The organism is Mycobacterium kyogaense (assembly GCF_003254575.1).
Lineage (GTDB): Bacteria > Actinomycetota > Actinomycetes > Mycobacteriales > Mycobacteriaceae > Mycobacterium > Mycobacterium kyogaense.
This window is the reverse complement of record NZ_QJUA01000025.1, coordinates 60452-85790: the sequence shown is the minus strand read 5'-3', so window position 1 is coordinate 85790 and position 25339 is coordinate 60452. Positions and strand designations below refer to the sequence as shown.

20 protein-coding genes and 1 pseudogene are annotated in these 25339 nt (G+C 68.6%); 9 read left to right on the top strand and 12 right to left on the bottom strand.

Going from position 1 to position 25339, the window contains the following annotated elements; all coding sequences use genetic code 11:
* Positions 1-175: 175 nt before the first annotated feature.
* Positions 176-1534: pseudogene (locus DMB80_RS17440) on the top strand (HNH endonuclease signature motif containing protein).
* Here the strand turns inward: DMB80_RS17440 and DMB80_RS17435 are convergent.
* A complete protein-coding gene (locus DMB80_RS17435; protein WP_205538746.1) occupies positions 1535-3766 on the bottom strand; it encodes a heavy metal translocating P-type ATPase in 2232 nt (743 codons plus the stop codon).
* A gap of 1 nt (position 3767) precedes the next feature.
* Positions 3768-3974: a heavy-metal-associated domain-containing protein gene (locus DMB80_RS17430; RefSeq protein ID WP_073684310.1), complete on the bottom strand. Its 207-nt coding sequence runs from the start codon at positions 3972-3974 to the stop codon at positions 3768-3770.
* A 91-nt stretch (positions 3975-4065) separates the two neighbouring features.
* Between DMB80_RS17430 and DMB80_RS17425 the strand changes: the two genes are divergently transcribed.
* Together DMB80_RS17425 and dtd are read left to right on the top strand one after the other, a co-directional pair.
* Entirely contained in the window at positions 4066-4713 is a 648-nt protein-coding gene (locus tag DMB80_RS17425) for a DUF305 domain-containing protein (protein ID WP_162938583.1), read from the top strand.
* 1 nt (position 4714) lies between these two features.
* Positions 4715-5146, top strand: a complete 432-nt coding sequence (gene dtd / locus DMB80_RS17420) for a D-aminoacyl-tRNA deacylase (RefSeq protein ID WP_111510995.1) — start codon at positions 4715-4717, stop codon at positions 5144-5146.
* Positions 5147-5165: 19 nt separating this feature from the next.
* Here the strand turns inward: dtd and DMB80_RS17415 are convergent, their stop codons facing one another.
* Positions 5166-6047: an AIM24 family protein gene (locus tag DMB80_RS17415; RefSeq protein WP_111510994.1), complete on the bottom strand. Its 882-nt coding sequence runs from the start codon at positions 6045-6047 to the stop codon at positions 5166-5168.
* A gap of 71 nt (positions 6048-6118) precedes the next feature.
* Here DMB80_RS17415 and DMB80_RS17410 point away from each other — a divergent pair, with 71 nt between their 5' ends.
* On the top strand, positions 6119-6679 hold the full coding sequence (locus DMB80_RS17410) for a hypothetical protein (protein ID WP_205538751.1): 561 nt from the start codon (positions 6119-6121) through the stop codon (positions 6677-6679).
* Here DMB80_RS17410 and DMB80_RS17405 read toward each other — a convergent pair whose 3' ends face one another.
* Positions 6680-8581, bottom strand: a complete 1902-nt coding sequence (locus DMB80_RS17405; RefSeq protein ID WP_111510992.1) for an ABC transporter ATP-binding protein — start codon at positions 8579-8581, stop codon at positions 6680-6682. It lies immediately after the preceding gene.
* Entirely contained in the window at positions 8578-10305 is a 1728-nt protein-coding gene (locus DMB80_RS17400) for an ABC transporter ATP-binding protein (protein ID WP_111510991.1), read from the bottom strand. The genes DMB80_RS17405 and DMB80_RS17400 overlap by 4 nt, the downstream gene beginning before the upstream one ends.
* A gap of 117 nt (positions 10306-10422) precedes the next feature.
* Here DMB80_RS17400 and DMB80_RS17395 point away from each other — a divergent pair, with 117 nt between their 5' ends.
* Positions 10423-10998, top strand: a complete 576-nt coding sequence (locus DMB80_RS17395) for a DUF3558 domain-containing protein (RefSeq protein ID WP_046362626.1) — start codon at positions 10423-10425, stop codon at positions 10996-10998.
* Positions 10995-11543, top strand: a complete 549-nt coding sequence (locus DMB80_RS17390) for a DUF3558 domain-containing protein (protein WP_046362625.1) — start codon at positions 10995-10997, stop codon at positions 11541-11543. Before DMB80_RS17395 ends, DMB80_RS17390 begins: the two co-directional genes overlap by 4 nt.
* On the opposite strand, the gene DMB80_RS17385 is transcribed toward DMB80_RS17390, so the two are convergent.
* The gene (locus DMB80_RS17385) at positions 11540-12046 is read right to left on the bottom strand and encodes a SixA phosphatase family protein (protein ID WP_111510990.1); all 507 of its coding nucleotides are present in this window, start codon (positions 12044-12046) and stop codon (positions 11540-11542) included. The two genes, DMB80_RS17390 and DMB80_RS17385, sit on opposite strands and share 4 nt — an antisense overlap.
* Positions 12047-12162: 116 nt before the next feature.
* Between DMB80_RS17385 and DMB80_RS17380 the strand changes: the two genes are divergently transcribed.
* Together DMB80_RS17380 and DMB80_RS17375 are read left to right on the top strand one after the other, a co-directional pair.
* Complete coding sequence (locus DMB80_RS17380; protein ID WP_111510989.1) at positions 12163-13311, top strand: metallophosphoesterase family protein; 1149 nt, start codon at positions 12163-12165, stop codon at positions 13309-13311.
* Positions 13308-15974: an AAA family ATPase gene (locus DMB80_RS17375; protein ID WP_111510988.1), complete on the top strand. Its 2667-nt coding sequence runs from the start codon at positions 13308-13310 to the stop codon at positions 15972-15974. Before DMB80_RS17380 ends, DMB80_RS17375 begins: the two co-directional genes overlap by 4 nt.
* Before the next feature lie 4 nt (positions 15975-15978).
* On the opposite strand, the gene DMB80_RS17370 is transcribed toward DMB80_RS17375, so the two are convergent.
* Complete coding sequence (locus tag DMB80_RS17370) at positions 15979-17334, bottom strand: LLM class flavin-dependent oxidoreductase (RefSeq protein ID WP_111510987.1); 1356 nt, start codon at positions 17332-17334, stop codon at positions 15979-15981.
* A gap of 13 nt (positions 17335-17347) precedes the next feature.
* Positions 17348-18571 (bottom strand): acyl-CoA dehydrogenase family protein, encoded by a 1224-nt coding sequence (locus tag DMB80_RS17365; protein WP_111510986.1) that lies wholly within the window; start codon positions 18569-18571, stop codon positions 17348-17350.
* A 133-nt stretch (positions 18572-18704) separates the two neighbouring features.
* Here DMB80_RS17365 and DMB80_RS17360 point away from each other — a divergent pair, with 133 nt between their 5' ends.
* On the top strand, positions 18705-19973 hold the full coding sequence (locus DMB80_RS17360) for an alpha/beta hydrolase (protein WP_111510985.1): 1269 nt from the start codon (positions 18705-18707) through the stop codon (positions 19971-19973).
* Here the strand turns inward: DMB80_RS17360 and DMB80_RS17355 are convergent.
* Genes DMB80_RS17355 through DMB80_RS17340 form a run of 4 tightly spaced genes read right to left on the bottom strand, consistent with a single transcriptional unit; the run spans position 19960 to position 25338 of the window.
* Positions 19960-21624 (bottom strand): ABC transporter family substrate-binding protein, encoded by a 1665-nt coding sequence (locus DMB80_RS17355; RefSeq protein WP_111510984.1) that lies wholly within the window; start codon positions 21622-21624, stop codon positions 19960-19962. The two genes, DMB80_RS17360 and DMB80_RS17355, sit on opposite strands and share 14 nt — an antisense overlap.
* A gap of 11 nt (positions 21625-21635) precedes the next feature.
* A complete protein-coding gene (locus DMB80_RS17350; protein ID WP_111510983.1) occupies positions 21636-23462 on the bottom strand; it encodes a dipeptide ABC transporter ATP-binding protein in 1827 nt (608 codons plus the stop codon).
* On the bottom strand, positions 23459-24364 hold the full coding sequence (locus DMB80_RS17345) for an ABC transporter permease (RefSeq protein ID WP_111510982.1): 906 nt from the start codon (positions 24362-24364) through the stop codon (positions 23459-23461). Before DMB80_RS17345 ends, DMB80_RS17350 begins: the two co-directional genes overlap by 4 nt.
* On the bottom strand, positions 24361-25338 hold the full coding sequence (locus tag DMB80_RS17340) for an ABC transporter permease (protein ID WP_073685130.1): 978 nt from the start codon (positions 25336-25338) through the stop codon (positions 24361-24363). The genes DMB80_RS17345 and DMB80_RS17340 overlap by 4 nt, the downstream gene beginning before the upstream one ends.
* Position 25339: the final 1 nt, after the last annotated feature.

The following is a 25339-nucleotide window of genomic DNA, read 5'->3' as shown; positions in this document are numbered from 1 at the left end:
ATACGTCGGCAACGGTCGACCACGGGGCCCACGCCCCAAAACCGACAGACCGTCACCGAAGTCCTGACACATCAACTGTCACCGAAGTCCTGATGCAGAACTGTCACCGATGTCCTGAGACATCACATAGTCCCGGCGCGAGTACTTGTCAGACCTTCGAACTAGTGTTCGATGTATGGATGTGGTTGCGGGTGCGGTGAAGGGGTTGCGGCCTCAGCTGGCGATCCTGCACGACGCCTGCGACGCCCTCTCCCATCCTGAGCTGGTAGCGCTGCTGGCTGAGGTCACGACGGTGGTGCGGTCGGTGCCGGCGTTGGAGCATCAGATCTTGGCTCGGCTCACGACGGAGACGGAGCCGCGCCGGCTCGGGGAAGCGTCCTGGAAGAAGGTGCTCACCACCGCGCTGCGGGTGTCGGATAACGAGGCGAAACGCCGCCTGGCCGAGGCTGCGGCTTTGGGTCCGCGGCAAGCCCTGACCGGGGAGCCGTTGCCGCCGGTCTGGGAGGCGACCGCCGCCGCACAAGCCGCGGGGGACTTGGACGGCGAGCATGTCGCGGTGATCGCGAAGTTCCACCAGGACCTGCCAGTGTGGGTCGATGTGGACACCCGCGCCGCCGCGGATCGACAACTCGCCTCGCTCGGGGCGGGCTTGACGCCGGAGGATCTCAAGAAGGCAGCGGATCGGTTGGCGGCGATGATCGACGCCGACGGCCCGAACCCACCGACGCTGACCGGGCCCGCAAGCGCGGGATCTCCCTCGGTGAGCAGCAGGCCAACGGGATGAGCCGGTTGACCGGCTGGGTCACACCGGAGTTCCGCGCCCACTACGAAGCCATCCAGGCCAAGCTCGCCGCACCGGGGATGTGCAACCCCGACGACGACACACCCTGTGTCGACGCAGAACCCGACCTGGAAAAGGTGCGGGGTGATAGCCGCAGCGTGGCGCAGCGCAATCACGACGCGTGGCTGGCTGTCGGGCGGATGGCGCTCTCCTCGGGTGAGTTGGGCTCCCACAATGGTTTACCGGTCACCGTGATCGTCTCGACCACGCTGCAGGAACTGGAGAGGTCCGCGGGGGTGGCGGTCACCGGCGGCGGCAGCTTGTTGCCGATGGCGGATCTGATCCGGATGGCCACCCATGCCCATCATTATCTGACGGTGTTCGATCAGCACACCAATCAGCCGCTGTATCTGGGGCGGACGAAGAGGCTGGCGAGCCCGGCGCAGCGGATCATGCTGCATTCCTCGGCCAGGGGCTGCACCCGGCCCGGCTGCACCGTGCCCGGCTATTGGACCCAGGTCCACCACATCGACGACTGGAAGAGCGGCGGGGCCACCGACATCACCAACCTCACCCTCGCGTGTGGGCCTGACAATCGCATGATCGAGCAGACCGGCTGGACCACCACAGTCAACGACCGCGGCCAGACCGAATGGCTACCCCCACCCGACCTCGATTCCGGCCGACGCCGCGTGAACGGCTACCACCACCGGAGAACGCCACCTCCTACCCGAAGACGACCACGGGCCCTGATCACCGCGCGGGCGTGAAGCTCCGCAGCCGCAAGCTGTTGGTGACCACGAACACCGAGCTGAAAGCCATTGCCGCCCCCGCGATCATCGGATTCAGCAGGCCCGCTGCCGCGAGCGGCAGCGCCGCGACGTTGTAGGCGAACGCCCAGAACAGGTTGCCCTTGATGATGCTCAGCGTGCGACGGGACAGGCGAATCGCATCGGGCACGGCGCGCAGATCGTCGCGCACCAGCGTCAGGTCGCTCGCTTCGATCGCAACGTCGGTACCGCTACCCATCGCCAAACCGAGATCGGCCTGTGCCAGCGCGGCCGCGTCGTTGACACCGTCGCCCACCATCGCGACGACCTTGCCCTCGCGCTGCAACCGAATCACGGTGTCGACCTTCTCCTGCGGCAGCACACCGGCAATCACCTGCTCGATGCCCACTTCGGCGGCCACGGCGCGGGCGACCGCTTCGTTGTCGCCGGTCACCATGATCGGCGTCAGGCCGAGCTGCTTCATCAGCGAAACAGCCTCAGCGGAAGTCTCTTTCACCGTGTCGGCCACCGTCACCACGCCGCGTGCTCGGCCGTCCCAGCCCACCACGACAGCGGTGTGCCCCTCGGTTTCAGCCTGCTGCACCGCAGCGTGGACGTCCGCCGCCACCTCGAAGCGCTGCTCGTCGAACAGTCGTAACCGGCCGAGTAGCACGGTCCGATCGTCGACGACACCCCGCACACCGAGACCGCGCAGATTCTCGAACGACGTGACCGACGGCAGATCGCCGAGCTTGTCGCGGGCACCGGCGCTGATCGCGCGCGCGATCGGGTGCTCCGACGCAGCCTCGGCGGCTCCGGCGATCCGTAGCACCTCGTCCGCCTGTTCACCCTCGGAAGCGACGACGCCCGTCATCGTCATCGTGCCCGTCGTCACGGTCCCCGTCTTGTCGACGACCACCGTGTCGACCCGCCGCGTCGACTCCAGCACCTCCGGCCCCTTGATCAGGATGCCCAGCTGCGCACCCCGGCCCGTGCCGACCATCAGTGCCGTCGGCGTCGCCAGTCCCAGAGCGCACGGGCACGCGATGATCAGCACGGCCACTGCCGCGGTGAAGGCGGCGCCGGCCGACGCTCCGACAGCCAACCAGAAAACCAGTGTCGCAGCGGCCAATCCGAGTACGACGGGGACGAACACCGCGGAGATCCGGTCCGCGAGCCGCTGCGCCGACGCCTTGCCGTTCTGTGCGTTCTCGACCAGTCGAGCCATCTGCGCGAGTTGCGTATCCGCACCCACCCGTCGGGCACGCACGACCAGCAGGCCGTCGACGTTGACCGTCGCCCCGACCACTTCTTCGCCGGGCACCACGTCCACCGGTACCGATTCGCCGGTCAGCATCGACGCGTCGACTGCTGAATTGCCCTCCAGCACAACACCGTCTGCGGCGATCTTTTCCCCTGGGCGCACGATGAAGTCATCGCCGGCGCGCAGCTGCTCGATCGGAATGCGCTGTTCTGCGCCGTCTCTGCGTACGGACACCTCTTTGGCGCCCATGTCGAGCAGTGCGCGCAGCGCCGCACCGGCCTCCCGTTTTGCCCTTGCCTCGAGGTAGCGCCCCGCGATCAGGAAGGTGGTGACCCCGGCCGCCGCTTCGAGGTAGATGTTGCCGGTGCCGTCGGTGCGCGCGATCGTCAATTCGAACGGATGGGTCATCCCCGGCATGCCCGCGTGACCCCAGAAGAGCGCGTAGACCGACCATCCGAACGCCGAGAGCGTGCCGATCGAAATCAGCGTGTCCATCGTCGCGGCGCGGTGCCGCAGGTTCGTCCACGCCGCGGCGTGGAACGGCCAGCCGCCCCAGATCACGACGGGCGCCGCCAGCGTCAGCGACAGCCACTGCCAGTAGGTGAATTGCCAGGCCGGCACCATCGCCAGCGCGATCACCGGCAGCGACAGCGCCACGCAGATCAGTAGGCGACGCCGCAGCTCGGCGGCGGGATCGTCCGACGCCGGTTCGGCCGGCGCCTGCTGGGGGAGGGAGGCGTGGTAGCCGGCGGCTTCCACCGCGGCGAGGAGCTGATCGGTGGTGACGTGTCCGTCGTAGGTGACGCGTGCCTTCTCGGTGGCGAAGTTGACCGTCGCGGCGACGCCGTCGAGCTTGTTCAACTTCTTCTCCACCCGAGCAGCGCAGGACGCGCAGGTCATGCCGTCGATCGACAGGTCCAGCGACGTCACTGCCCGTGCCGGGGCCGCCATCTCAGCTCGCCAGCTGGTAGCCGGCCTCTTCGACGGCGGCGCGCACGGCGTCGGGGTCGACGGGCCGGATGCTGGCGATGGTCACCGTGCCGCCGGCGAGGTCGATGCTCACGTCGGACACACCGGGCAACTGCGACAGCTCAGCACGCACCGAGGAGGCGCAGCCGGCGCACGTCATACCCTCGACAGCGATCGTGGTGGTGCTCATGGGAATCCTCTCCGGGGCGGTGTGACGCGCCCGCCCGACATGTGTACCATACCCCCCTAGGGTATAAAAAGCTACGACGGGAGAGACGCTGGTGTCCCTTTTCACGACGAAGTCCACGGTCAAGGCTGCGACTGCGGTGGGGGCCGCGGGAGCCGCTCTGGTACTGCTGCTGAGCGGGTGTACCGATTCCAGGCAGGACAGCGCCGGCTCGACGACCAGCGCCCACGACGATGCCGACCACGACCACGGCTCGATGACGCACAGCGCCGATCCGGCCGCAGGCCACAACGATGCCGACGTCTCGTTTGCCGCCGGCATGGTGCCCCACCATGAGCAGGCGATCGTGATGAGCGACATCATCCTGGGCAAGCAGGGCATCGATGCCCGCGTCGTCGAACTGGCCAATCAGATCAAGGCCGCCCAGGGTCCCGAGATCGCGACCATGCAGCAGTGGCTCACCGAGTGGAATGCCGCACCGATGAACCACGAAGGTCACGACATGACCAGCATGGGCATGATGACCGATCAGCAGCTCGACCAGCTGCGGCAGGCTCAGGGTGCCGACGCGGCGCGCCAGTTCCTCACCGGCATGATCGCCCACCACGAGGGTGCGGTGCGGATGGCCCAGACGGAGCTGGACTCCGGTGAGGCGGCGGACGCGAAGAAGTTGGCCCAGAGCATCATCGACACCCAGCAGCGCGAGATCGCCACGATGAAGCAGATTCTCGGATCGCTCTAGGATGCGGGTGCTCGTGCAGCGGGTGACCTCGGCGCGCGTCACGGTCGCGGGGGAGGTCGTCGGCGAGATCACCCCCGCCTCCCAGGGTTTACTGGCGCTCGTCGGTGTCACCCATGACGACGACGCGGCCACAGCCACCAAGTTGGCCGAAAAGCTCTGGCTGATGCGGATTCTCGACGACGAGAAGTCCGCGGCCGACATCGGCGCACCGATCTTGGTCGTCAGTCAGTTCACGTTGTACGGCAACACCACGAAGGGCCGCCGGCCCACCTGGAATGCCGCGGCTCCGAGCGCCGTCGCCGAGCCGCTGGTCGACGCGTTCTGCGATGCGCTGCGCGCACTCGGCGCACAGGTGCAGACCGGTGCGTTCGGTGCCGACATGTCCGTCGAACTCGTCAACGACGGCCCCGTCACCGTGATGCTCGAGCTCTAGGAAGTCAGCTCCAGAGAAGTCACTGCGCGGTGGTGACCTGCACCCCTTCGGACGGCTGCACGATCACGAATCCGTTGCCGTAGAACGAGACCTGCACTGCTTCGCCGGAACCGCGGCCGATCAGCGCGCCGGCCTTGAAGCTGGTCTTGAGTTGGGTCTGCAGATTGGCCGACCAGGCGACGACGGCATTGGTGTCGGCGAACGTCGGCGCCTCTGCGGCGTTGAGTACCACCGGCGGTCCGTCGGTCGTCAGCGCGACCCAACCGGTGCCGCGCAACGTCGTGTTGAACAGGCCGCCGGTGGCGATGCTGCCGCCTTTGACGCGTTCGATGTTCCAGTCAAGGCTCGACGAGAACGCCAACACGTTCTTGCCGCTGATGGACAGGCCCGAGTTCGTCAGGTTCAGCAGGTGGACGTCGTAGGCGCGCTCGGCGAGGAAGACGTCGCCCTGGCCGGCGCATCTCATCAGCGGCAGACCCTCGCCGGTCAACGCCTTCTTGATGAACCGGGACGCGCCGCCGCCTTCGAACGAGAAGTCGACGTTGCCCTGGTAGGCGACCATCGAGCCCTGCCGCGCCATGAACGGCTCGCCCAGCCGGACGCGCAGCAGCTTGGCGTTCTGATTGCCGATCGCCTTGGCTTCCTTCTCGCTGAAGCGGCCGTCGACGAGATCGCCGCTGATACCGGCGAATCCGCCGTCACCGACGGGCTGTGCCTGTGACTGCACCTGAGCCTGCGACTGTCCGACCGGCTGCTGGGTCGGAGCCTGCTGGCCGAGTGGCGCACGCATCACCTGCCCGCCGGCCGACACCTGGTCGGTCCACTGCTGACCGTCGTGCCACCGATAGTCGAATCGGCCCTCGGGATCGGGCTGCCACGTGCCTTGTCCGGGTGCGCTCATGCGCCTCACCCTAATGCCGTTCGCCGACGGTGAACCCCGTTCCTGTGAGTTTGAAACGGTGTAATCATGTAATCATGAGACACCATCCGCACAAGAGAGCCGGCCGCTCCGGAGGCTGGCAGCAGGCCGATCAGCCCGATGCCCGTGATGCCGCCGAGTGGTTCGCCGGGCGCCTGCCCGAAGAGTGGTTCGGCGGTGACCCCGAGGTCATCGTCGACCGCGAAGAGATCACCGTCGTCGGCCGCCTCGCCGAGGTCGACGGCGAACAGCCCGAGAGCGAGGCCCGCGCCTCCGGGCGTGCCGCACGCTTCCGCGAGCAGACCCGCGCCGAGCGCATGCACATCGCCGACGAAGCCGAGGCGCGCTACGCGCGCAAGGTCTCGTGGGGCGTGAAGGTCGGTGACGAGCGGATCCTGTTCACCCACATGGCAGTTCCGGTGATGACGCGTCTGCGTCAGACGGAACGTCAGGTGCTCGACACGCTCGTCGACGCCGGGGTGGCGCGGTCGCGCTCCGATGCACTTGCCTGGTCGGTGCGGCTGGTCGGCGAGCACGCCGACGAATGGCTGGGCAAGTTGCGCGACGCGATGCGGGAGGTCGACGACCTACGCGCGCAGGGGCCGCAGGTCTAGTCAGGCCTGGATCATCGTCCAATAGGCGCCGCGGCGGGCCATCAGCTCGTCGTGCGTGCCCTGCTCGACGATCCGGCCGGCATCCATCACCAGGATGAGATCGGCATCGCGGATCGTCGACAGACGATGCGCGATCAGGAAACTGGTGCGACCTTCGCGCAGCGAGGTCATCGCGTGCTGGATCAGCACCTCGGTGCGCGTGTCCACCGAGCTGGTCGCCTCGTCGAGGATCAGGAGCTGGGGGCGGGCCAGGACAGCCCGCGCAATCGTGATCAGTTGGCGCTCACCGACACTGATGTTCGTGCCGCCGTCGGCGATGCGGGTGTCGTAGCCGTCGGGCAGCGTGTGCACGAACCGGTCGACGTACGCCGCGGTGGCAGCCTCGATCACCTCGTCGTGGTCGGCGTCGGGTCTGCCGTAGGCGATGTTGTCGTATACGGTGCCGGCGAAGAGCCAGGTGTCCTGCAGCACCATGCCGATCCGGGAGCGCAACGCGGAGCGGCTCACCGTGGTGATGTCGACGCCGTCGAGCAGGATCTGACCGGCATCGACGTCGTAGAACCGCATCAGCAGGTTTACCAGGGTCGTCTTGCCCGCGCCGGTCGGCCCGACGATCGCCACCGTGGTGCCCGGCTCGACGACGAGGTCGAGCTCCTCGATCACGGGTGCCTCGGGGCGGTAACCGAATCGGACGTCGCGGAACTCGACGCGGCCGCTCGATCCACTGACCCGCGGCAGGTCCCGGTCGGGCGCCTGGGGTTCCTCCTCGGCGTCGAGCAGCTCGAAAACCCGCTCGGCGCTGGCGATCCCTGATTGCAGGGTGTTGTACATGCCGGCGATCTGGGTCAGCGGCTGGTTGAACTGCCGCACGTACTGGATGAACGCCTGGATGCCGCCGAGGGTGATCTGCCCGGTGGCGACCTGGATCCCGCCCACCACCGCGACGGCCACGTAGCTGAGGTTGCCGACGAAGATCGTGGCGGGGGAGACCAAACCGGAGAGGAACTGCGCCCCGAAACTGGCGTGGTAGACGTCGTCGTTGAGCTCGGCGAACTGCTTCTCCGCGTGGGCGCGGTGCCCATAGGTGGTGACGACGGTGAAGCCGCTGTAGGTCTCTTCGATGTGCGCGTTGAGCTTTCCGGTGTTGGTCCACTGCGCGACGAACAGGCGGCGTGACCGCCGCGCGATCGACCGGGTGACCCACAGCGAGAGCGGCACGGTCACCACCGTCAGCAGCGTCAACAGCGGTGAGATCGTCAGCATCATCACCAGCACGGCGACGACCGTCAGGACCGAGGTGAGCAGCTGGGTGATCGACATCGACAGCGACTGCGCCAGATTGTCGACGTCGTTGGTGACACGGCTGAGCACCTCGCCGCGCTGCCGGGAGTCGAAATAGCGCAGCGGCAGCCGATGGATCTTGTCCTCGACGTCGGCGCGCAACGCCACCATGGTCTTCTGGACGACGACGTTCAGTAACCGCGCCTGCAGCCAGACCATCAGCGCCGCAACCAGATACAGCCCCAGCGCCAGCGCCAGCGTGCGGGCCACCGCGGCGAAGTCGACGCCCTGGCCCGGGATGACGTTCATGCCGGACAGCAGGTCGGCGAACGTGGTGTCACCGCGAGCGCGAGCCGCTTCGACTGCCTGCTCCTTGGTCAGGCCGGCCGGGAGCTCTCGGCCCACCACACCGTTGAACAGCAGGTCGGTGGCGTGGCCCAGGATGCGCGGCCCGACGACGCCGATCGCAATACCGCCGATGCCGAGCAGCATCACCGCGACGGTCAGACCCCGTTGTGGCGTCAGCCTTCTGAGCAGTCGTAGAGCCGAGGCGCGGAAGTCACGGGAGCGTGCCTGCGGGGGTTCGTTCATCCGCATCGAGCGGGCCAGCGGGCCGCTCACGGCGTCCCGACCGACTGTGAATCGGCGAACTCCCGGTAGGCCGTGCACTCGGCGATCAGCTCATCGTGGGTGCCCGAGCCGACGACCCGTCCGTCGTCGACGACGACGATGTGATCCGCCTCCGCGATGGTGGAGATTCGTTGCGCGACCACGATCACGGTGGCGTCGGCGGACACCTCGCGCAGCCTGGCGCGGACCGTGGCGTCGGTGTGGACGTCGAGTGCGGAGAACGCGTCGTCGAACAGGTAGATCGCCGGGGTGCGGATGACGGCCCGCGCGATCGCGAGCCGCTGGCGCTGACCCCCGGAGAAATTCATCCCGCCCTGCGCGACGCGCTGGTCGAGCCCGTCAGGGTGCGCGGCGACGAAGTCGTCGGCGGCGGCCACCCGCAATGCGGCCCACATCTCGTCATCGGTCGCGTCGGACTTCCCGAACCTCAGATTGTCGGCGACGGTGCCGGCGAACAGGTAGCCGCGCTGCGGCACCAATCCGATCTCCGCCCACAGTGTCTCGAGGTCCATGTCGCGCACGTCCACCCCGTCGACCAGAACCGCCCCGTCGGTCACGTCGTACAGCCGGCAGACCAGGGACAGCAAGGTCGACTTCCCCGAGCCCGTCGAGCCGACGATCGCGGTCGTCGCCCGCGGCCGGGCGATCAGCGAAATGTCCTGCAGCACCGGACGGTCAGCCCCGTCGTAGGAGAATGTCGCACCGTCGAAGCGGACCTCCCCGGTGATGCGCTCCGGCGCCACCGGCTGGGCCGGGCTGACGATCGTCGGCTGCGTCGAGAGCACCTCGGTGATGCGTTCGGCACACGCGGACGCGCGCGGGATGATCACCAGGATGAACGTCGCCATCAACACGGCGACGAGGATCTGCATGAAGTAGGAGAGGAACGCGATCAGCGAGCCGACCTGCATCTGCCCGGCGTCGATGCGCTGGCCGCCGAACCAGATCAGGGCCACGCTCGAGATGTTGATGACCAACGTGGTGACCGGCAGCATCACCGCCTGCCAACGGCCGGCCTCCAGGGCGGCGTCGGCCAGCGCCGTGTTGGCTGCAGCGAACCTGTTGCGCTCGTAGGGTTCCCGTGCGAAGGCACGCACCACCCGCAGTCCCGTGAGCTGCTCGCGCATGACCCGGTTGATGCCGTCGATCAGGCGTTGCAGCCGGCGAAAGACAGGCAGCAGATGGGAGACGATCCAGTAGTTGGCCAGCGCCAGCACCGGAACGCTGATCAGCAACAGCCAGGACAATCCGGCGTCTTGGTGGATCGCCATCGCGATGCCACCGATGCACATGATCGGCGCGGTGATGAGCATCGTCGCGGTCAGCTGCACCAATAGCTGGATTTGCTGAACATCGTTGGTGGTGCGGGTCAGCAGCGACGGCGCCCCGAAGCGCGCGGTCTGTTCGGCCGAGAACCCGGTGACGTGATGGAAGATCACCGACCTCAGATCGCGGCCCACGCCCATGCTGGCGCGCGAGCCGAAGTAGACGGCGCCGACCGCGCAGGCCACCTGCAGTGCGGTCACCCCGAGCATCACCGCACCGAGCTCGACGATGCGGCGCAGATTGCCCTGGGCGACGCCGTCGTCGATGATCGCGGCGTTGACGGTCGGCAGATACAGCGTGGCCAGGGTGCTGACGAGCTGGAGGCCGGCGACCACCGCGAGGAGCGGGCGGTACGGCCGGGTGTGCCGGCGGAGCAGGCCCCAGAGCATCCCGCTACTGTCGCACACCCCCATGAGAGGCCCCCTGTGCGGCGCGATACCTGAGAATACTGTGAATTGGCAGGTCAATCGGCCTGTCGGTGGTTGACCCCAACCCCTGCCGCTACAGTGCATGGCGTGACCCGCAGCCCCCGCAGAATCCGACGGCCCGCGAAAGCGCTCGCCGTTGCTGCCGCGGCCGTGCTTCCGGTGCTGGCCGGGTGTTCCAACGACCAGCCCACCTCGCCGACGGTGCCGTCAAGCGACGCGCCGGCCGCGGCCGCCAAACACGGCCCGTTCTTCCCGCAGTGCGCCGGCATCAGCGATCAGGAGATCGCGAAGCAGACGCAGGTGCCGGGGCTGGTGAACACCGCGACGAACTCCGCGGGCTGTCAGTGGCTGACCAACGGCAGCATCGTCGGCCCGCACTTCTCGTTCACCTGGTTCCGGGGCAGCCCGATCGGGCGTGAGCGCAAGACCGAGGAGCTCTCGCGCACCAGCGTCGAGGACATCAACATCGAGGGCCACGACGGATTCATCGCCTCCAACGAGGATCCGATCCTGGGCGTCAACCTGTGTGAGATCGGCATCGGCTTCGACGATGACTTCATCGAGTGGTCGATCAGCTATGCGCAGAAGCCGTTCCCGGATCCGTGCGATGTCGCCAAGGAACTCACCCGCCAATCGATTGTGAACTCCAAATGAGCGTTCGACGGGGACGGGCGGTGGCCGCAGCCGGCGCGGCAGCGCTGGTGCTGCTGACCGGCTGCACGCAGACAGTCGAGGGCACGGCGGCCAAGTCGGGCGCCGGCGATGTGCCGCGCAACAACAACTCCGAGCGGCAGTACCCGAACCTGCTCAAAGAGTGCGACGTGCTGACCCAGGACATCCTGGCGCAGACGGTCGGCGCCGATCCGCTCGACATCCAGAGCACGTTCGTCGGCGCGGTGTGCCGCTGGCAGGCCGCCAATCCGGCGGGGCTGGTCGACATCACGCGATTCTGGTACGAGCAGGGCGATCTCGAGAACGAGCGCAAGACCGCCCAGCAGCTGAACTATCAGATCGAGAACCGGTCGATCGCCGGCATCCAGTCCTTCGTGATGCGGCCCAACGATCCCAACGGCGCGTGCGGCGTGGCCAGTGACGCCGCGGGTGTCGTGGGCTGGTGGATCAACCCGCAGGCGCCGGGCATCGACGCGTGCGGCATGGCGGTCAAGCTGATGGAACTGACGCTGGCCACCCGCGCTTAGCGCGCGACGTGGAAGTCGACCAGCTCGGCACTGCCGAGTTGCAGCTCAGCCCACGGTGCGCCGACCCGCAGCACCGCGATCGCCGACGTCGGATATTTCGCCGAGATCCGCTGCGCGGCATCGCTGTTGGCGGTTGCTTCATCGGCCAGGCTCAGCGCCAGCGATGACATCACTGGCTCGTGCCCGACCACCAGTAGAGTGGCCACGTCGTCGGGCAGCCCGTTGATCTCCTCGATGACGATGCCCGGGCTGGCCTCGTAGAGCCGGTCGGAGAACGTCGCCGGCGCGGTGATGCCGCTGCGCCCCAGCGTCTGGCGGGTCCGTGTCGCCGACGAGCACAACACAGCCTCGACCGGTGAGAGGTTGGCGCGGATCCAGTCCCCGGCCAGCGCGGCTTCGCGCTCGCCGCGCGGCGCCAGCGGCCGCCGGTGATCCGACACCCCGTCGGGATAGTCCGATTTGGCGTGTCGCATCAGCACCAGCGTGCGTGTTCCGTCGCTCATGAGAGATAACCGTAGGTCATCTCGGTGCGCATCCCCGGACTTGTCGGCGGCCCGCCCTAGACTTCCGATGCACTCGCCACGAGCCCGCCGAACACCAGGAAAGGACGGTCATCCGCATGCGATTCCTGCACACCGCCGACTGGCAGCTCGGCATGACGCGGCACTTCCTCAGCGGTGAGGCGCAGCCCCGCTATTCGGCGGCGAGGCGCGCGGCGGTCAGGGCACTGGGGGCGCTGGCGGCCGAGACCGGCGCCGAGTTCGTCGTGGTCGCGGGTGACGTGTTCGAACACAATCAGCTGGCGCCGCGGGAAGTCAGCCAGTCGCTGGAGGCGATGCGCGGCATCGGTGTGCCGGTGTATCTGCTGCCCGGCAACCACGATCCGCTCGATGCCGCGTCGGTGTACACCAGCGCGCTGTTCACTGCCGAGCGCCCCGACAACGTCATCGTGCTCGACCGCCCCGGCGTGCACCAGGTGCGGCCCGGGCTGGAGCTGGTCGCCGCGCCGTGGTCGTCGAAGTTCCCCACCACCGACCTCGTCGGCCAGGTGCTCGACGGGCTGCCGGCCGACGGGGTGACGCGCATCGTCGTCGGGCACGGTGCGGTCGACATCCTGGTGCCGGACAAAGACCGCGCGTCGCTGATCGCGCTGGCGTCGGTCGAGAGCGCGATCGCGCGGGGCGCTGTGCACTATGTCGCGTTGGGAGACAAGCATTCTGTGCTCGACGTCGGATCGTCGGGACGCATCTGGTATTCAGGGTCACCCGAGGTGACGAACTTCGACGACGTCGAGCCGAAACCGGGTCACGTGTTGGTCGTCGAGGTCGACGAGACCGCCCCGCACCGTCCGGTGCGTGTCGATCCGCGCCCCGTCGGTACGTGGCGCTTCCTCTCGCTGCGGCGCGGCGTCGACGACAGCCGCGATGTCGCCGATCTGGACATCAACCTCGATCTGATGCCGGACAAGGACCGCACGGTGATCCGGCTCGGTCTGACCGGTTCGATGACCGTCACCGACAAAGCGGCACTCGACCTGTGCCTGGACCGCTACGCCCGCCTGTTCGCCGCCCTGATCCCGTGGGATCGGCACACCGACATCGCCGTGATGCCCGCCGACGGGGAATTCGACGATCTGGGCATCGGCGGTTTCGCTGCCTCCGCGGTGCAGGAGCTGGTGTCGACGGCCCGCTCCTCCGGGGAGGACGCCGAGGACGCCCGCGCCGCCCTGGCTCTGCTTCTGCGCCTGACCGAAGGAGGGGCGGCGTGAAGCTGCACCGGTTGACGCTGACCAACTATCGCGGAATCACCCACCGCGACATCACGTTTCCCGACAGTGGGGTCATCGTGATCAGCGGCGCCAACGAGATCGGCAAGTCTTCGATGCTCGAGGCGCTCGACCTGCTGCTCGAGTCGAAAGACCGCTCCACGAAGAAGGACGTCAAGCAGGTCAAGCCCACACACGCCGATGTCGGTGCCGAGGTCACGGCCGAGATGTCCACCGGCGCTTATCGATTCGTCTATCGCAAGCGGTTCCACAAGAAGCCCGAGACCGAGCTGACGATCCTGGCGCCCCGTCGCGAACAGCTCACCGGTGACGAGGCGCACGAGCGTGTGCGCGCGATCCTCGCCGAGACGGTCGATCTCGATCTGTGGCAGGCGCAGCGGGTGATCCAGGCGGCGTCGACGTCGGCGACCGAGCTCTCGGGATGCGATGCGCTCTCGCGTGCTCTCGACGTCGTCGCGGGCGAGGTCGATGACACGCCCGCCGGAGCGGGGCCCGCTGATGCCCTGCTGGTGGACCGGATCGACGAGGAGTACCGGCGCTACTTCACTGCCACCGGCAGGCCCACCGCCGAGTGGCTGGCGGCCATCAACCGGCTCAAGGCGGCTGACGAAGACGTGGCCCGCTGCGCGGCGGCGATCGCCGAAGTCGACGAGGCGGTCCGCCGGCACGCCACGCTGACCGTCGACCTCGAGATGGCGACACGCGAAAAGAACAGCACGGCAATCGAAGTCACCGCTGCCCAGCAGGCTGCCGATACCGTGGCGACGCTGACAGCGCAGCTCGAGCAGGCGCGGGTCCGCGCGGAGGCCGAAGCATCGACCCACGCGGCGTCGCTGGCGACGCTGACCGAGCGGCGGCGCACCCGCGCCGAGGTCGACGAACGGATCGCGGCCGTGGCGCGCCTGCGCACCGACGCCGAATCGGCAGCCGAAGATGCGGCTACCGCGCGGGAGATGCGGGCGGCCGCGGAAGCGACGGCCGCGGCAGCGAAGACGGATCTACAGCGGTGCAAGGAGCGTGTCGACGCCGCCCACGCCGCGGTCGCGCTGCTGGCCGACCGAGAAGAAGCCGATCGGCTCAGCGCCCGGATCGCCACCATCGAGCGGCACCAGCGCGAACTCGACGCCGTGCGCCGCGATCTGGCACGCATCACGGTGACTGCGGAGTCGATGACGATCCTCGAGAAGGCGGCGGCAGCGGTCGAGCGGGCCGCGGCTGCGGTCGAGCAGACCTCGGCGCGCATCGAGGTGGTCGCGGAGGCCGACGTCGACATGGCGATCGACGGGACTCCGGTACCGCTGGCGCCGGGGCAGACGTGGACGACGTCGGTGTCGGGTGCGACGGGTATCGACGTGCCCGGCGTGCTGTCGGTGCGCGTGATCGCCGGCGCGACGGCCGCCGGCACGCGGGCCGCGTTCGACCGTGCGCAGGAGACGCTGGCCGCGGCGCTGCGCGAGGTGGGGGCGCCGGACCTCGAAACCGCACGGGCGCTCGGGACTCGTCGCCAGGAGCTGCTGGCGAGTAGCAAGCAGATCACCGCGGTGCTCGAGGCGCTCGCCGCCGACGACTCGGTCGAGGTCCTGCGATCCCGGTTGGCTTCGGTGCAGGAACGGCTGCCCACAGACCACGACCACGACGGTGGCCTGTTCGACGCCCCGTCGACCGAGAGTCCGCTCGATCCGAAGGCGCAGCGGCTCGAGCTGGTCGAGGCGACCGCCGCCCATCAGCAGGCGCTACGCGAATGCGATACGCACATCAAGGTCGCGGAGGGCGCCGCGACCCTGCTCGCCGAACGTGAGATGCGTTCGGCCCGGCTGTCGGAGAAGCTCGGTGTGGTGGCCGAGGAGCTGGCCGCCGCCGAGCAGCGACTCGCCCAGGCGCGCGCCGCGGTCCCCGACGAGGAGCTGGCCGTCACGGTCCAATCCCATGCCGAGGTGGCGGCCGCGGCGCAGTCCGGAGTCGACCGACTCGGCGAGGAGCTGGCGAGCCATCAGCCCGAGCTGGTCACTGCACGCCTGGCCGAGGCGCGCAGTGCCGCGGCGCGGGCGGCCGCCCGCTGCGATGACGTCGTCGAGGCGCTGCGCGACGTCGCCGCCCAGCTGAAGGTGTTCGGGACCGAGGGTCGCAAGGGCCGGCTCGATGCCGCGGAAACCGAGCGCCAACATGCGGCCGCCGACCACGAGCGGGTGCAGCGCCGGGCGCGCGCCGCGCAGCTGCTGCGCACCGTGATGGGCCGGCACCGTGACGCGATGCGGTCGCGCTACGTCGATCCGTTCCGCGGCGAGGTGGAACGGTTGGGCCGCATCGTGTTCGGCGACACCTTCGAGGTGGATGTCGACAGCGACCTGCGTATCGGGCACCGGACCCTGTCAGGACGCACCGTGCCGTACGACTCGTTGTCGGGCGGTGCGAAGGAGCAGCTGGGCATCGTGGCCCGGTTGGCCGGCGCGGCGCTGGTCGCCAAGGACGACACCGTGCCGGTCGTGATCGACGACGCGCTGGGCTTCACCGATCCCGACCGGCTGACCCGGATGGCCGAGGTGTTCGACGCCGTGGCCGGCGACGGGCAGGTCATCATCCTGACGTGCAGTCCCCAGCGCTACGCCGGCGTGCAGACGGCGCGCCACATCGAACTGGTGTCCTGAGCTGCTAGCTCACCGACTGCAGCCGGTGGGGTACATCGAAGCTTGCGGGCTCCAAGCCGAGATGGTCCCGCAGCGTCGTGCCCGTGTACTCGGTGCGAAACAGGCCGCGCCGCTGCAGTTCAGGGACCACGGCGTCGACGAAGTCGTTGAACGTGCCCGGGGTCTGCGCGGCTGACACCATGAAGCCGTCTGCTTCGCCGGCCCGGAACGACTCTTCGATCTGGTCGGCAACCTGTTCCGCAGTGCCGACGAACTGTGGCAGCAGCACCCCCTGGGCATACCAGTTGCCGATGTCGCGCAGCGTCAGGTTGTCCCGGTCGGCCACCCGGCGGGCGGTGTCGAAAAGTCCCTGAGTGCCCGTCACGGTGATGTCCTCGACCGGCGCGTCCAGGTCGTATCGGGAGAAGTCGTGGTCGGTGTGCACCGACAACGTGATCAGTCCCGACACCGGGTCCGCCAGCTCGTTGTGGAAGGCCTGTTTCTCCCGCGCGATCGACTCGGTTTCGCCGATGAACGGCAGGAACGCCGGGAAGATCAAGACCTGGTCGGGGTCGCGGCCCAGATCCGATGCGCGGGACTTGATGTCGTCGTAGTAGGCGCGCCGACCTTCCGGGGTGGGATCGATCTCGAAGATCGCCTCGGCCCACCGCGCGGCGAAGTCTCTGCCGGTCGCCGAGGAGCCCGCTTGGATCAGTACCGGCCGGCCCTGTGGCGAGCGCGGCACATTGAGCGGTCCGCGGGTCCGAAAGTACTCACCGGCATGGTCGATCCGGCGCACCCGGTCCGGGTCGGCGAACACCCCGGACGCCTTGTCGAGGACCAGCGCATCGGGGTCCCAACTCGACCAGAGTTCCAGTGCTGTGCGGACGAATTCGTCGGCCCGCAGGTACCGGTCGTCGTGCCCGAGATGGTTGTCGTGCCCGAAGTTCTGGGCCTCGCTCTGGGTGAGCGAGGTGACGATGTTCCACGCCACCCGGCCCGCCGTGATGTGGTCCAGGCTGGCGAAGATGCGCGCCAACTCGTAGGGGTGGAAATAGGTGGCGGACTTCGTGATCGCGACGCCCAGCTTCGACGTGACGGCCCCGATGCTCGCGGCCACGATCGACGGGTCGAGGGTCGCCGTGGCCTGTGTGCCGCGGCGGAGCGGTTCGCTGATGTCGTCGCCGTAGCGGACCGGCGCGGCCAGCAGGTCGGCGAAGAACACGAAGTCGAACTTCCCGCGTTCCAGGATGCGCCCGATGCGGTGGTAGTAGTCCGGCGTGGTGAACCGGGTGTCGCTGGCCGGGTGCCGCCATGCGGCATGCGAGTGGGTGACCTGGGACGCGATCTGGAATCCGCCCAGGTGCAGCTGACGTGTCATGCCCGTGTCCCGTTCAGAAGTAGGCGTTGGCCGGAAGTGCGGTGCCGTGCAACAGGTTCTGGCCGATGGCGCGCGCCTTCAGCCCGACCGGGTTGTGCAGCGTGATCGTACGGATGTTGCGCCAATGCCGGTCCAGGTTGCGGCTGCGGCTCGCCGCGCTGGCCCCTCCCAGTTCGAGCAGGCGCGTCGCAGCCTCCGGGGCCACTGCGTCCAAGTGCACCTTGACCTTGGCGACCTTGAGCTGCGCCGCGGTGGCCAGCTCGGCATCGGGCACACGGTCCTCGCCGTAGGACTCGGTGGCCGCCTCGATCGCCGCAGCCGCATCGAGCACCGCCGCCCGGGCGATCGCCGCGGTGCTGGCGATCTCACCGAGCTGGCGCTGCAGCAGCGGGTCGTCGGTGGGCCGTTCGGTCACCGCGTGGCTGAAACTGCGCTCGCGTGACCGGAGCAGGGTCACCCCGTCGTCGACCACCGACTCCAGGATGCCGGCGACGACCGCATGGATGAACAGCTGCAGCGATGCGTACTGCACGGTCGGCTGGGGCTCCGCGTCGTATGGGGTGTCGCTGAGCACCTCGTCTTCGGACACCGCGACCCCGGTGAACACGGTGGTGCCGGTGCCGGTGCGGCGCTGACCGAAACCGTCCCAGTCGTCGATGATCTGCACGCCGTCCCGATCGGCAGGCACCACCACCGTCGCCACCGAGTCATGGTCAGTGGTGGCGGTGACGGTCAGGTAGTCGGAGAACAGCGTGCCGGTGCTGTAGAACTTCTCCCCGTCGAGCCGGTAGCCCTGCTCGGCGGGCAGCAGCCGGGTGTTGAACACCAGGCTGCCCACGGCGTTGCCGCCCTTCTCGCTGAACGCATTACCGAAGGTCTTGCCCTGAGCCACCGTCGACAGCCAGGCGGCCGAGATCGGATCCGAGCCATCGTGGGAGGTGCGCAACCTCTCCTCGACGAACCAGAAGTGCGTGCGGAAGATGTGCGCCACGATCGGGTCCGCCCGCGCGACGTCGATGATGGCCGAGAACAGTTGCGTCACCGACAATCCGGGGCCGCCGAAGGCGGCGGGCAGGCGCAGGGTGCCGAAGCCGGCACGCTTCAGCGCGGCCACCTGCTCGACGGGATTCTCGTCGTTGCGGTCGCGGTCGGCGGCCCCGGCGGCGATGTCGCGCAGCAGCGCCGCGAAGGCGTCGGAGTCGGGCAGCAGGGCGGTGGAGCGGTCCAGAGAGGTCATGATGGTGATTCCTACCGGCGCGTGGACCGGGTGCCACGGCTTTGGCTCAGCTCGAACCGAACTTGGGACCGATCCACGGACCGAAGCCGGCCCGCGTGGCCCGCAGGTCGGACCGGGGGCAGAATGGGTCGCGATGACGATGAACGCCAAGCGTCGGCGTGCGCACGCCAAGCTGGCCGCGCTGCCGGGCGTGCGCCCCGTCCGGCGTCCGTTCGGCACCGGAGCAGCCACCGGTTCATCTGATGAATTCGACGTCTACTACGTGCGCAGCGGACGGAAATCCGCGCATCCGCTGCTGGTCATCCCGGGCGGTCCGGGGGCTGCCTCTGTTGCCCTCTACCGGGCGTTTCGCCGGCGTGCCGCGCTGGCCGGGCTCGACGTGATCATGGTCGAGCACCGCGGCGTGGGGCTCTCCCGCCACGACGACGCGGGTCACGATCTGCCTCCCGAGGCGATCACGGTCCGGGCTGCTGTCGACGATCTCGCGGCGGTGCTCGACGACGCCCACGTCGACAAGGCGATCGTCTACGGCGCCTCGTACGGCACCTATCTGGCCGCGGGTCTCGGCGTGGCACATCCCGAGCGCGTGCACTCCATGGTGCTCGACTCACCGTTGCTGTCGGCCGGCGACATCGCCGAGGTGCGGGCCCAGACGCGCCGCGTGCTGTGGGACGGGACCGAGCCCGGTGCCTCGGACCTGGCGGCCAAGGTGCGTCGGTTGGTGGAAGCCGGGGTGGTCACGAGCAAAGACGTCCAGCTCATCGGCGACATGTACGGCGTGGCCGGCCCGGAGGTGCTGTGCCGGCAACTCGACCTGCTCCTCGCCGGGCATGACTGGCTGTGGGCGGCGGTCGGCTTCGGCGCACGCAACCTCTTGGAGCGCAAGACGCCCTATCAGCACGAGCCCGACCTCGTCGAGCGCATCGCCTACCGCGAGTTGAACTACGGCGCCGAGCCCGACGGGCTGCCTCTGGACCCGGCGATCGCGTTGCGTGAAATGGCCACTGGTGACGTCGAATTCGTCGTCGAGCCCTATGATCTGGTGTCTGCGATGCCGCAGTTCCGTTGGCCCACCGCCGTGCTCTCCGGCGGCCGCGACCTCACCACCCCGCCGGGAGTCGCGCACCGGGTCGTCGACCTCATCCCCGACGCGGTGCTCGTCGATCTGCCCACCGCCGGGCACAGCATGCTCGACACGCGTGAGCACGCCGCGCTGCAGGTGTGCCGCGCGGCCGCGCAGGACCAGATCGCCGAACTGGGCTCGCGCGGGACGGAACTGGACAAGCTGCCGGCGAACCTCACGGTGCGGCTGCTGGTCGGCGCGATCCGGCTGGCAGCTCGGGCCGAAGGCACGGTGCCCGACGTGGTGCCGCGGGCGGTCCGTCAGGTCACCCCTTCATGAAGCCGATCGCGGTGTAGTTGAGGTCGCCGATGCCGGCCGGGCCATAGTTGGCCAGCGTGGCCCGAACGGCGACGTTGCCCGGCGCCTGGAACAGCGGCAGGCTGTGCACCTCCTGCCAGATCATCGTGTCCAGCTCGTTGGCCTGCGTGCGGGCCTTGGCGGCGTCGAGCTCGGAGAGCGTCTGCTCGATCTTGGCGTCGATCTCGGGGCTGCCGATTTTGCCGTAGTTGCTCTCGCCCGCCGATGCGTACGCCTGGGTCAGGCTCGACAGCGCGAATGCGTCCGCGGCCCAGGAAAATTGAACGATGTCGAAGTTGCCGGGGACAACGAAGTCGGTGAACAGTTTGCCGCCGGCGGCCGGCACCAGCTGCAGGTCCACGCCGATCTTCGCGAGGTTGTCTTGCGCCACCACCGCGATCTGCCGGGTGCTCTGCGCGTCGTAGAACACGTCGCGGATCGTCAGCCGCCGCCCGTCCTTCTCCCGGAACTGGCCGTTCTGCCGCCAGCCCAGCGCGTCGAGTTCTCTCTTGGCCGCTTCGGGATCGAAGGCGATGCTGTTGTCCTGGTAGCCCTCCTGGCCGGCCACGTAGACGTGGTTGTTCAGCGGTACGGGCTTGTCGACGAGGCCGTTCTGGGCGACGGTGACGATCGCCTGCCGGTCGATGCCCTTGGCGATCGCCATGCGTAGCTTCGGATCGGCCAGGATCGAGCCGGGCGCGCCGTTGAACGTCATGTGGTACCACTGCGCCGACGGGGCACGGCGCATCGCGATACCCGGGGCTGACCGGGTGGTCTTGAGTTCGTCGAGCGAGGCGACGCCGGATGCGTCGATCGCGTTGTTCAGCAGCGCCGGGATGCGGGCGGCGTCGTCGAGCACGCTGTAGCTGATGGAATCCAGCAGCGGGGGAGTGCCCCACCATTTCGGGTTGCGGCCCAACGTGATCCGCTGCGCACCGCGGTCGATGTTAGTGATGATGAACGGACCCGCGGTGGGTGGCGGGCCGTCGCGGAAGCCGGTGTTGAACGCCTCCGGCGTGCCGGTCATCTCCTTCGGGAACAGCATGCCGTTGCCCGCGAACAGGCCTTTCCAGTCGGCGTAATGCTTGGCGAACGTGATCACGGCCTGCCGGTCGTCGACGCCCTTGGTGACGGAGCCGACACGGTCCGCGCCGTTGGGGGAGGCGAACAGGTACCGCTTGTCCTTGCCGCTGGTCGCGTTCACTTCTGCGGCGAGGTCCTCCCAGGTGATCGGTCGGCCGTTGCTCCACACCGCCTTGGGGTTGATCGTGTAGGTGACGACCTGCGGGTCCGTACTGGTGAGCTCGACGTTGGTGAAGTAGTCGCTGTTGACCGTCATCTCACCGTTGGGCTTGATGAAGAACGCGCGCGGCAGCATGGTCTTGTACATCGAACCGATCTCGCCCAGGTTGCCGTCGATGTGCAGGTTGTTGAAGTTGGCGGGGAAGCCGGTCAGTGCCAACCGCAGCGTCCCGCCCTGCTGCAGCGTCGTGGGGTCCCGCGGGTTGATGTCGGCGGTGCCGCCCAGTTCGGCGCTGCCGCCGGCCGACGGGGCCGGCTCCGAGGCCGAGCAGCCGGTCAGCAGCAGGATGCCGACGAACCCGAGGCAGAGCAGACGCAGCAGGAGGTTCATGCGGACAGACTCTAACCGGGCGGGCGCGGAACGGCGGCCAGCAACCGCCGCGTGTACTCGTCGCGCGGGTTGCCGAACACCTCGTCGCTGGTGCCCTGCTCGACGATCGTGCCCCGGTGCATGACCGCGACGTCGTGAGCGAGGTGCCTGACCACCGACAGATCGTGGGAGACGAACAGGTACGCCAACCCGAACCGGTCCTGCAGGTCGAGCAGCAGGTTGATGATGCCGGCCTGGATCGACACGTCCAGCGCCGAGACGGGTTCGTCGAGCGCGAGGATCTTCGGCTGCAACGCCAGCGCGCGGGCGATGCCGATGCGCTGCTTCTGGCCGCCGGAGAATTCGGCCGGATAGCGGGTGGCGTCCTCGCGGCGCAGCCCGACGAGCGTCAGTAACTCGGCCACCCGGTCCGCGATGGCCGTCTTGTCAGACCCATTGGCCTGCAACGGTTCTGCAAGAACATCGGACACCGGAAGTCGTGGATCCAGGGACGCGACCGGATCCTGGAACACCACCTGCAGGTCGCCGCGCAGTGCGCGGCGCGCGCGGCGGTCCAGCGAGGCGACGTCGGCGCGGAGCACCTCGATGCTGCCCTGCTGCGGCGCGGTCAGGCTCAAGATCTGGTGCAGCGTGGTCGATTTGCCGGAGCCGGATTCACCGACGATGCCCAGCGTGCGACCCTGCCGCACCGACAGGTCGACCCCGTCGACCGCGCGGACCTCGCCCACGCGGCGCCGCAACACCACGCCCTTGGTCAGCGGGAAAGTCTTGACCAGGTCGCGCACCGACACGACGACAGGCGCCTCGGCGTCGCCGGCGGAGCGCACGGGGTCGGTGCTCACGCCGTAGATGTCGGCTGCGCTGCGGCCGGCGACCTCCTCGTGCCGGATGCAGGCGACCCGGTGGTCCGGGCCCACAGCGCTCAGCTCCGGCTCGGCGGCGCTGCACTCCGCGACGGCCAGCGGGCAGCGCGGCGTGAACGGACATCCGGCGGGCAGCGCCGACAGTGACGGGGGAGCGCCAGGGATCGGCACCAGGCGGGCGCCTTGCCGGGCCTCCAACCGCGGGACGGACCCCAAAAGACCGGCTGTGTAGGGCATTCGGCGTCGGGTGTACAGGTCGGCGACCGGTGCGGTCTCGACGGCGCGGCCGGCGTACATGACCAGCGCGCGATCGGCGAACTCGGCGACCACGCCGAGGTCGTGGGTGATGATCAGCACGCCGGCGCCGGTGACGTCACGCGCCGTGCGCAGCACGTCGAGGATCTGCGCCTGCACCGTGACGTCGAGCGCAGTCGTGGGCTCGTCGCAGATCAAGAGATCGGGGTCGTTGGCGATCGCGATGGCGATGACCACGCGCTGACGTTCCCCGCCGGAGAGCTCGTGGGGGAACGCGGTGGCCCGACGCGCGGGCTGCGCGATGCCGACGAGGTCGAGGAGTTCCACTGCCCGGGCCCGCGCGGCCTGGCGGGTGACATCGCGGCGATGGATGCGGATCGCCTCGGCGATCTGGTCACCGACGGTGTAGACCGGGGTGAGCGACGACATCGGGTCCTGGAAGACGGTGCCGATCTTCGCGCCGCGGATGCGCGACATCGCGGCATCGGATTCGGTGAGCAGTTCGGTGCCGTGCAAGCGCACCGAGCCGGACACCTCGGCGTACTCCGGTAGCAGGCCGACCACGGCCATCGCGCCGGCCGACTTGCCGGCCCCGGATTCGCCGACCAGCGCGACGACCTCTCCGGAGGCGACGTCGTAGTCGAGGCCGCGCACGGCGGCCACCCGTTCGGTGTCGGTGGGGAACGTGACGGTCAGGTCGCGCACCTGCAGCAGGGTCATCGGCGTGACCTCTGACGGGTGAGCCGCGCCGGGCGCACGCCGGGATCCAGCGCGTCGCGCAACCCGTCGCCGATGAGATTGGCGCACAACACGATCAGCACCAGGATCCCAGCGGGGAACAGGAACACCCACGGGAACGTCGTCACCGAGGCGGTGCCCGCGGCGATCAGCGTGCCCAGCGAGACGTCGGGCGGCTGCACGCCGAAACCCAGGAAGCTCAGCCCGGTTTCGGCCAAGATCGCGACACCGACGTTGAGCGTGGTGTCGATGATCAGGATCGACGCCACGTTGGGCACGATGTGCCGGGCGATGATGCGCGTGTTGCTGACCCCCATGTAGCGTGCGGCCGCGACGAATTCGCGGTCGCGCAGGCTCATCGTCAGGCCACGCACCATGCGGGAGCTGATCATCCAGCTGAACGCGGCGAGCAGCACGATCAACCACACCACCGTGCCTGCGCCCCGCGTGCTCGGCGTGACGATCGCGATCAGGATGAAGCCCGGCACCACGAGCAGCAGGTCGACGAACCACATCAGCGCGGTGTCGCGCCAGCCGCCGAAGTACCCGGCGACCGCGCCGACGGTCGCGGCCACCAGCGTGGAGATCACCGCGACGCAGACGCCGATCACCATCGATTTCTGCATGCCGCGCAGAGTCTGGGCGAGCAGGTCCTGGCCGAGTGCGTTGGTGCCGAACCAGTGCTGCGGCGACGGTGGCTGCTGCAGCGCGTAGTAGTCCAGATCGGTGTAGGAGTAGGGCAGCAGCGGCGGCAGCACCCAGCACCCCACGAACAACACGACCAGCACCACAGCCGACACCATCGCGGGCCGGTTGCGGCGGAAGCGGCGCCACACCAACGTCCGTCGCGACGCGAAGTGCTGGCCCGAATCCTGAACGGTCACGAGGCACGCACCCGCGGGTCGAGGGCGGCGTAGAGGACATCGGAGAGCAGCCCGCCCAGCAGGATCGTCGTCCCGGAGAACACCGTGAACGCGACCACGATGTTGGTGTCCTGGGCGGCGATGCCCTGCACGAACCACTCACCCATGCCGTGCCAGCCGAAGATCTTCTCGACGAACACCGCACCCGTCACCAGACCACTGATGCCGTAGGCGAACAACGTCGCCATCGGGATCAACGCCGTGCGCAGACCGTGCCGGAACAACGCCTGGCGCCGCGTCAGCCCCTTGGCTCGGGCGGTCCGGATGAAATCCTGACCTAGTACGTCGAGCATCGCATTGCGTTGATAGCGGCTGAAACCCGCGATCGAGGTCAATGCCAGCGTCGCCGTCGGCAGCACCAGATGCTGCAGCCGGTCGACGAACTGGTTCCACCCACCACCGACCGCGTCGATCGACGTCTCCCCGGTGTACTCGAACAGCTGCACGCCGAGCACCGAGTTCACCTTCAACGCGGCCAGGATCAGCAGGTTGGCGATCACGAACGTGGGCGCGCTGATGATCAGCAACGAGAGCACGGTGATGACGCGGTCGGACAGCCGGTACTGGCGAACCGCGCCCCAGGCGCCGACGACCACTCCGATGATCGTGCCGAGCACCGAACCGATGATCACCAGCCGCAGGCTCACCCCGACGCGCCGCCACAGCTCGTCGGTCACCGGCTGGCCGGTGACCGTGGTGCCGAAGTCGCCGCGGACCGCCCCGGACACCCAGTCGGCGTAGCGGATCGGGATCGGTTGGTCGAGACCGAGCTCGGCGGCCTTCGCGTCGATCACCGCCTGCGGCGGGCGCGGGCTGCGCTCGAGCAGGCTGTCCAGCGGATGGAACGTCAGCGAGGTCAGCGTGAAGGCCAGGAACGAGGCGAGGGCGAGCAGCACCAGGTAGTTGAGCAGCCGACGCGCCAGAAAGCGGGTCATC

Excerpts from the sequence above, each read along its gene's own strand:
- DMB80_RS17435 (WP_205538746.1), bottom strand. The coding sequence starts at position 3,766 with ATGGCGGCCCCGGCACGGGCAGTGACGTCGCTGGACCTGTCGATCGAC.
- DMB80_RS17430 (WP_073684310.1), bottom strand. The coding sequence starts at position 3,974 with ATGAGCACCACCACGATCGCTGTCGAGGGTATGACGTGCGCCGGCTGC.
- dtd (WP_111510995.1), top strand. The coding sequence starts at position 4,715 with ATGCGGGTGCTCGTGCAGCGGGTGACCTCGGCGCGCGTCACGGTCGCG.
- DMB80_RS17415 (WP_111510994.1), bottom strand. The coding sequence starts at position 6,047 with ATGAGCGCACCCGGACAAGGCACGTGGCAGCCCGATCCCGAGGGCCGA.
- DMB80_RS17400 (WP_111510991.1), bottom strand. The coding sequence starts at position 10,305 with ATGCTCTGGGGCCTGCTCCGCCGGCACACCCGGCCGTACCGCCCGCTC.
- DMB80_RS17390 (WP_046362625.1), top strand. The coding sequence starts at position 10,995 with ATGAGCGTTCGACGGGGACGGGCGGTGGCCGCAGCCGGCGCGGCAGCG.
- DMB80_RS17385 (WP_111510990.1), bottom strand. The coding sequence starts at position 12,046 with ATGAGCGACGGAACACGCACGCTGGTGCTGATGCGACACGCCAAATCG.
- DMB80_RS17380 (WP_111510989.1), top strand. The coding sequence starts at position 12,163 with ATGCGATTCCTGCACACCGCCGACTGGCAGCTCGGCATGACGCGGCAC.
- DMB80_RS17370 (WP_111510987.1), bottom strand. The coding sequence starts at position 17,334 with ATGACACGTCAGCTGCACCTGGGCGGATTCCAGATCGCGTCCCAGGTC.
- DMB80_RS17365 (WP_111510986.1), bottom strand. The coding sequence starts at position 18,571 with ATGACCTCTCTGGACCGCTCCACCGCCCTGCTGCCCGACTCCGACGCC.
- DMB80_RS17360 (WP_111510985.1), top strand. The coding sequence starts at position 18,705 with ATGACGATGAACGCCAAGCGTCGGCGTGCGCACGCCAAGCTGGCCGCG.
- DMB80_RS17355 (WP_111510984.1), bottom strand. The coding sequence starts at position 21,624 with ATGAACCTCCTGCTGCGTCTGCTCTGCCTCGGGTTCGTCGGCATCCTG.
- DMB80_RS17350 (WP_111510983.1), bottom strand. The coding sequence starts at position 23,462 with ATGACCCTGCTGCAGGTGCGCGACCTGACCGTCACGTTCCCCACCGAC.
- DMB80_RS17340 (WP_073685130.1), bottom strand. The coding sequence starts at position 25,338 with ATGACCCGCTTTCTGGCGCGTCGGCTGCTCAACTACCTGGTGCTGCTC.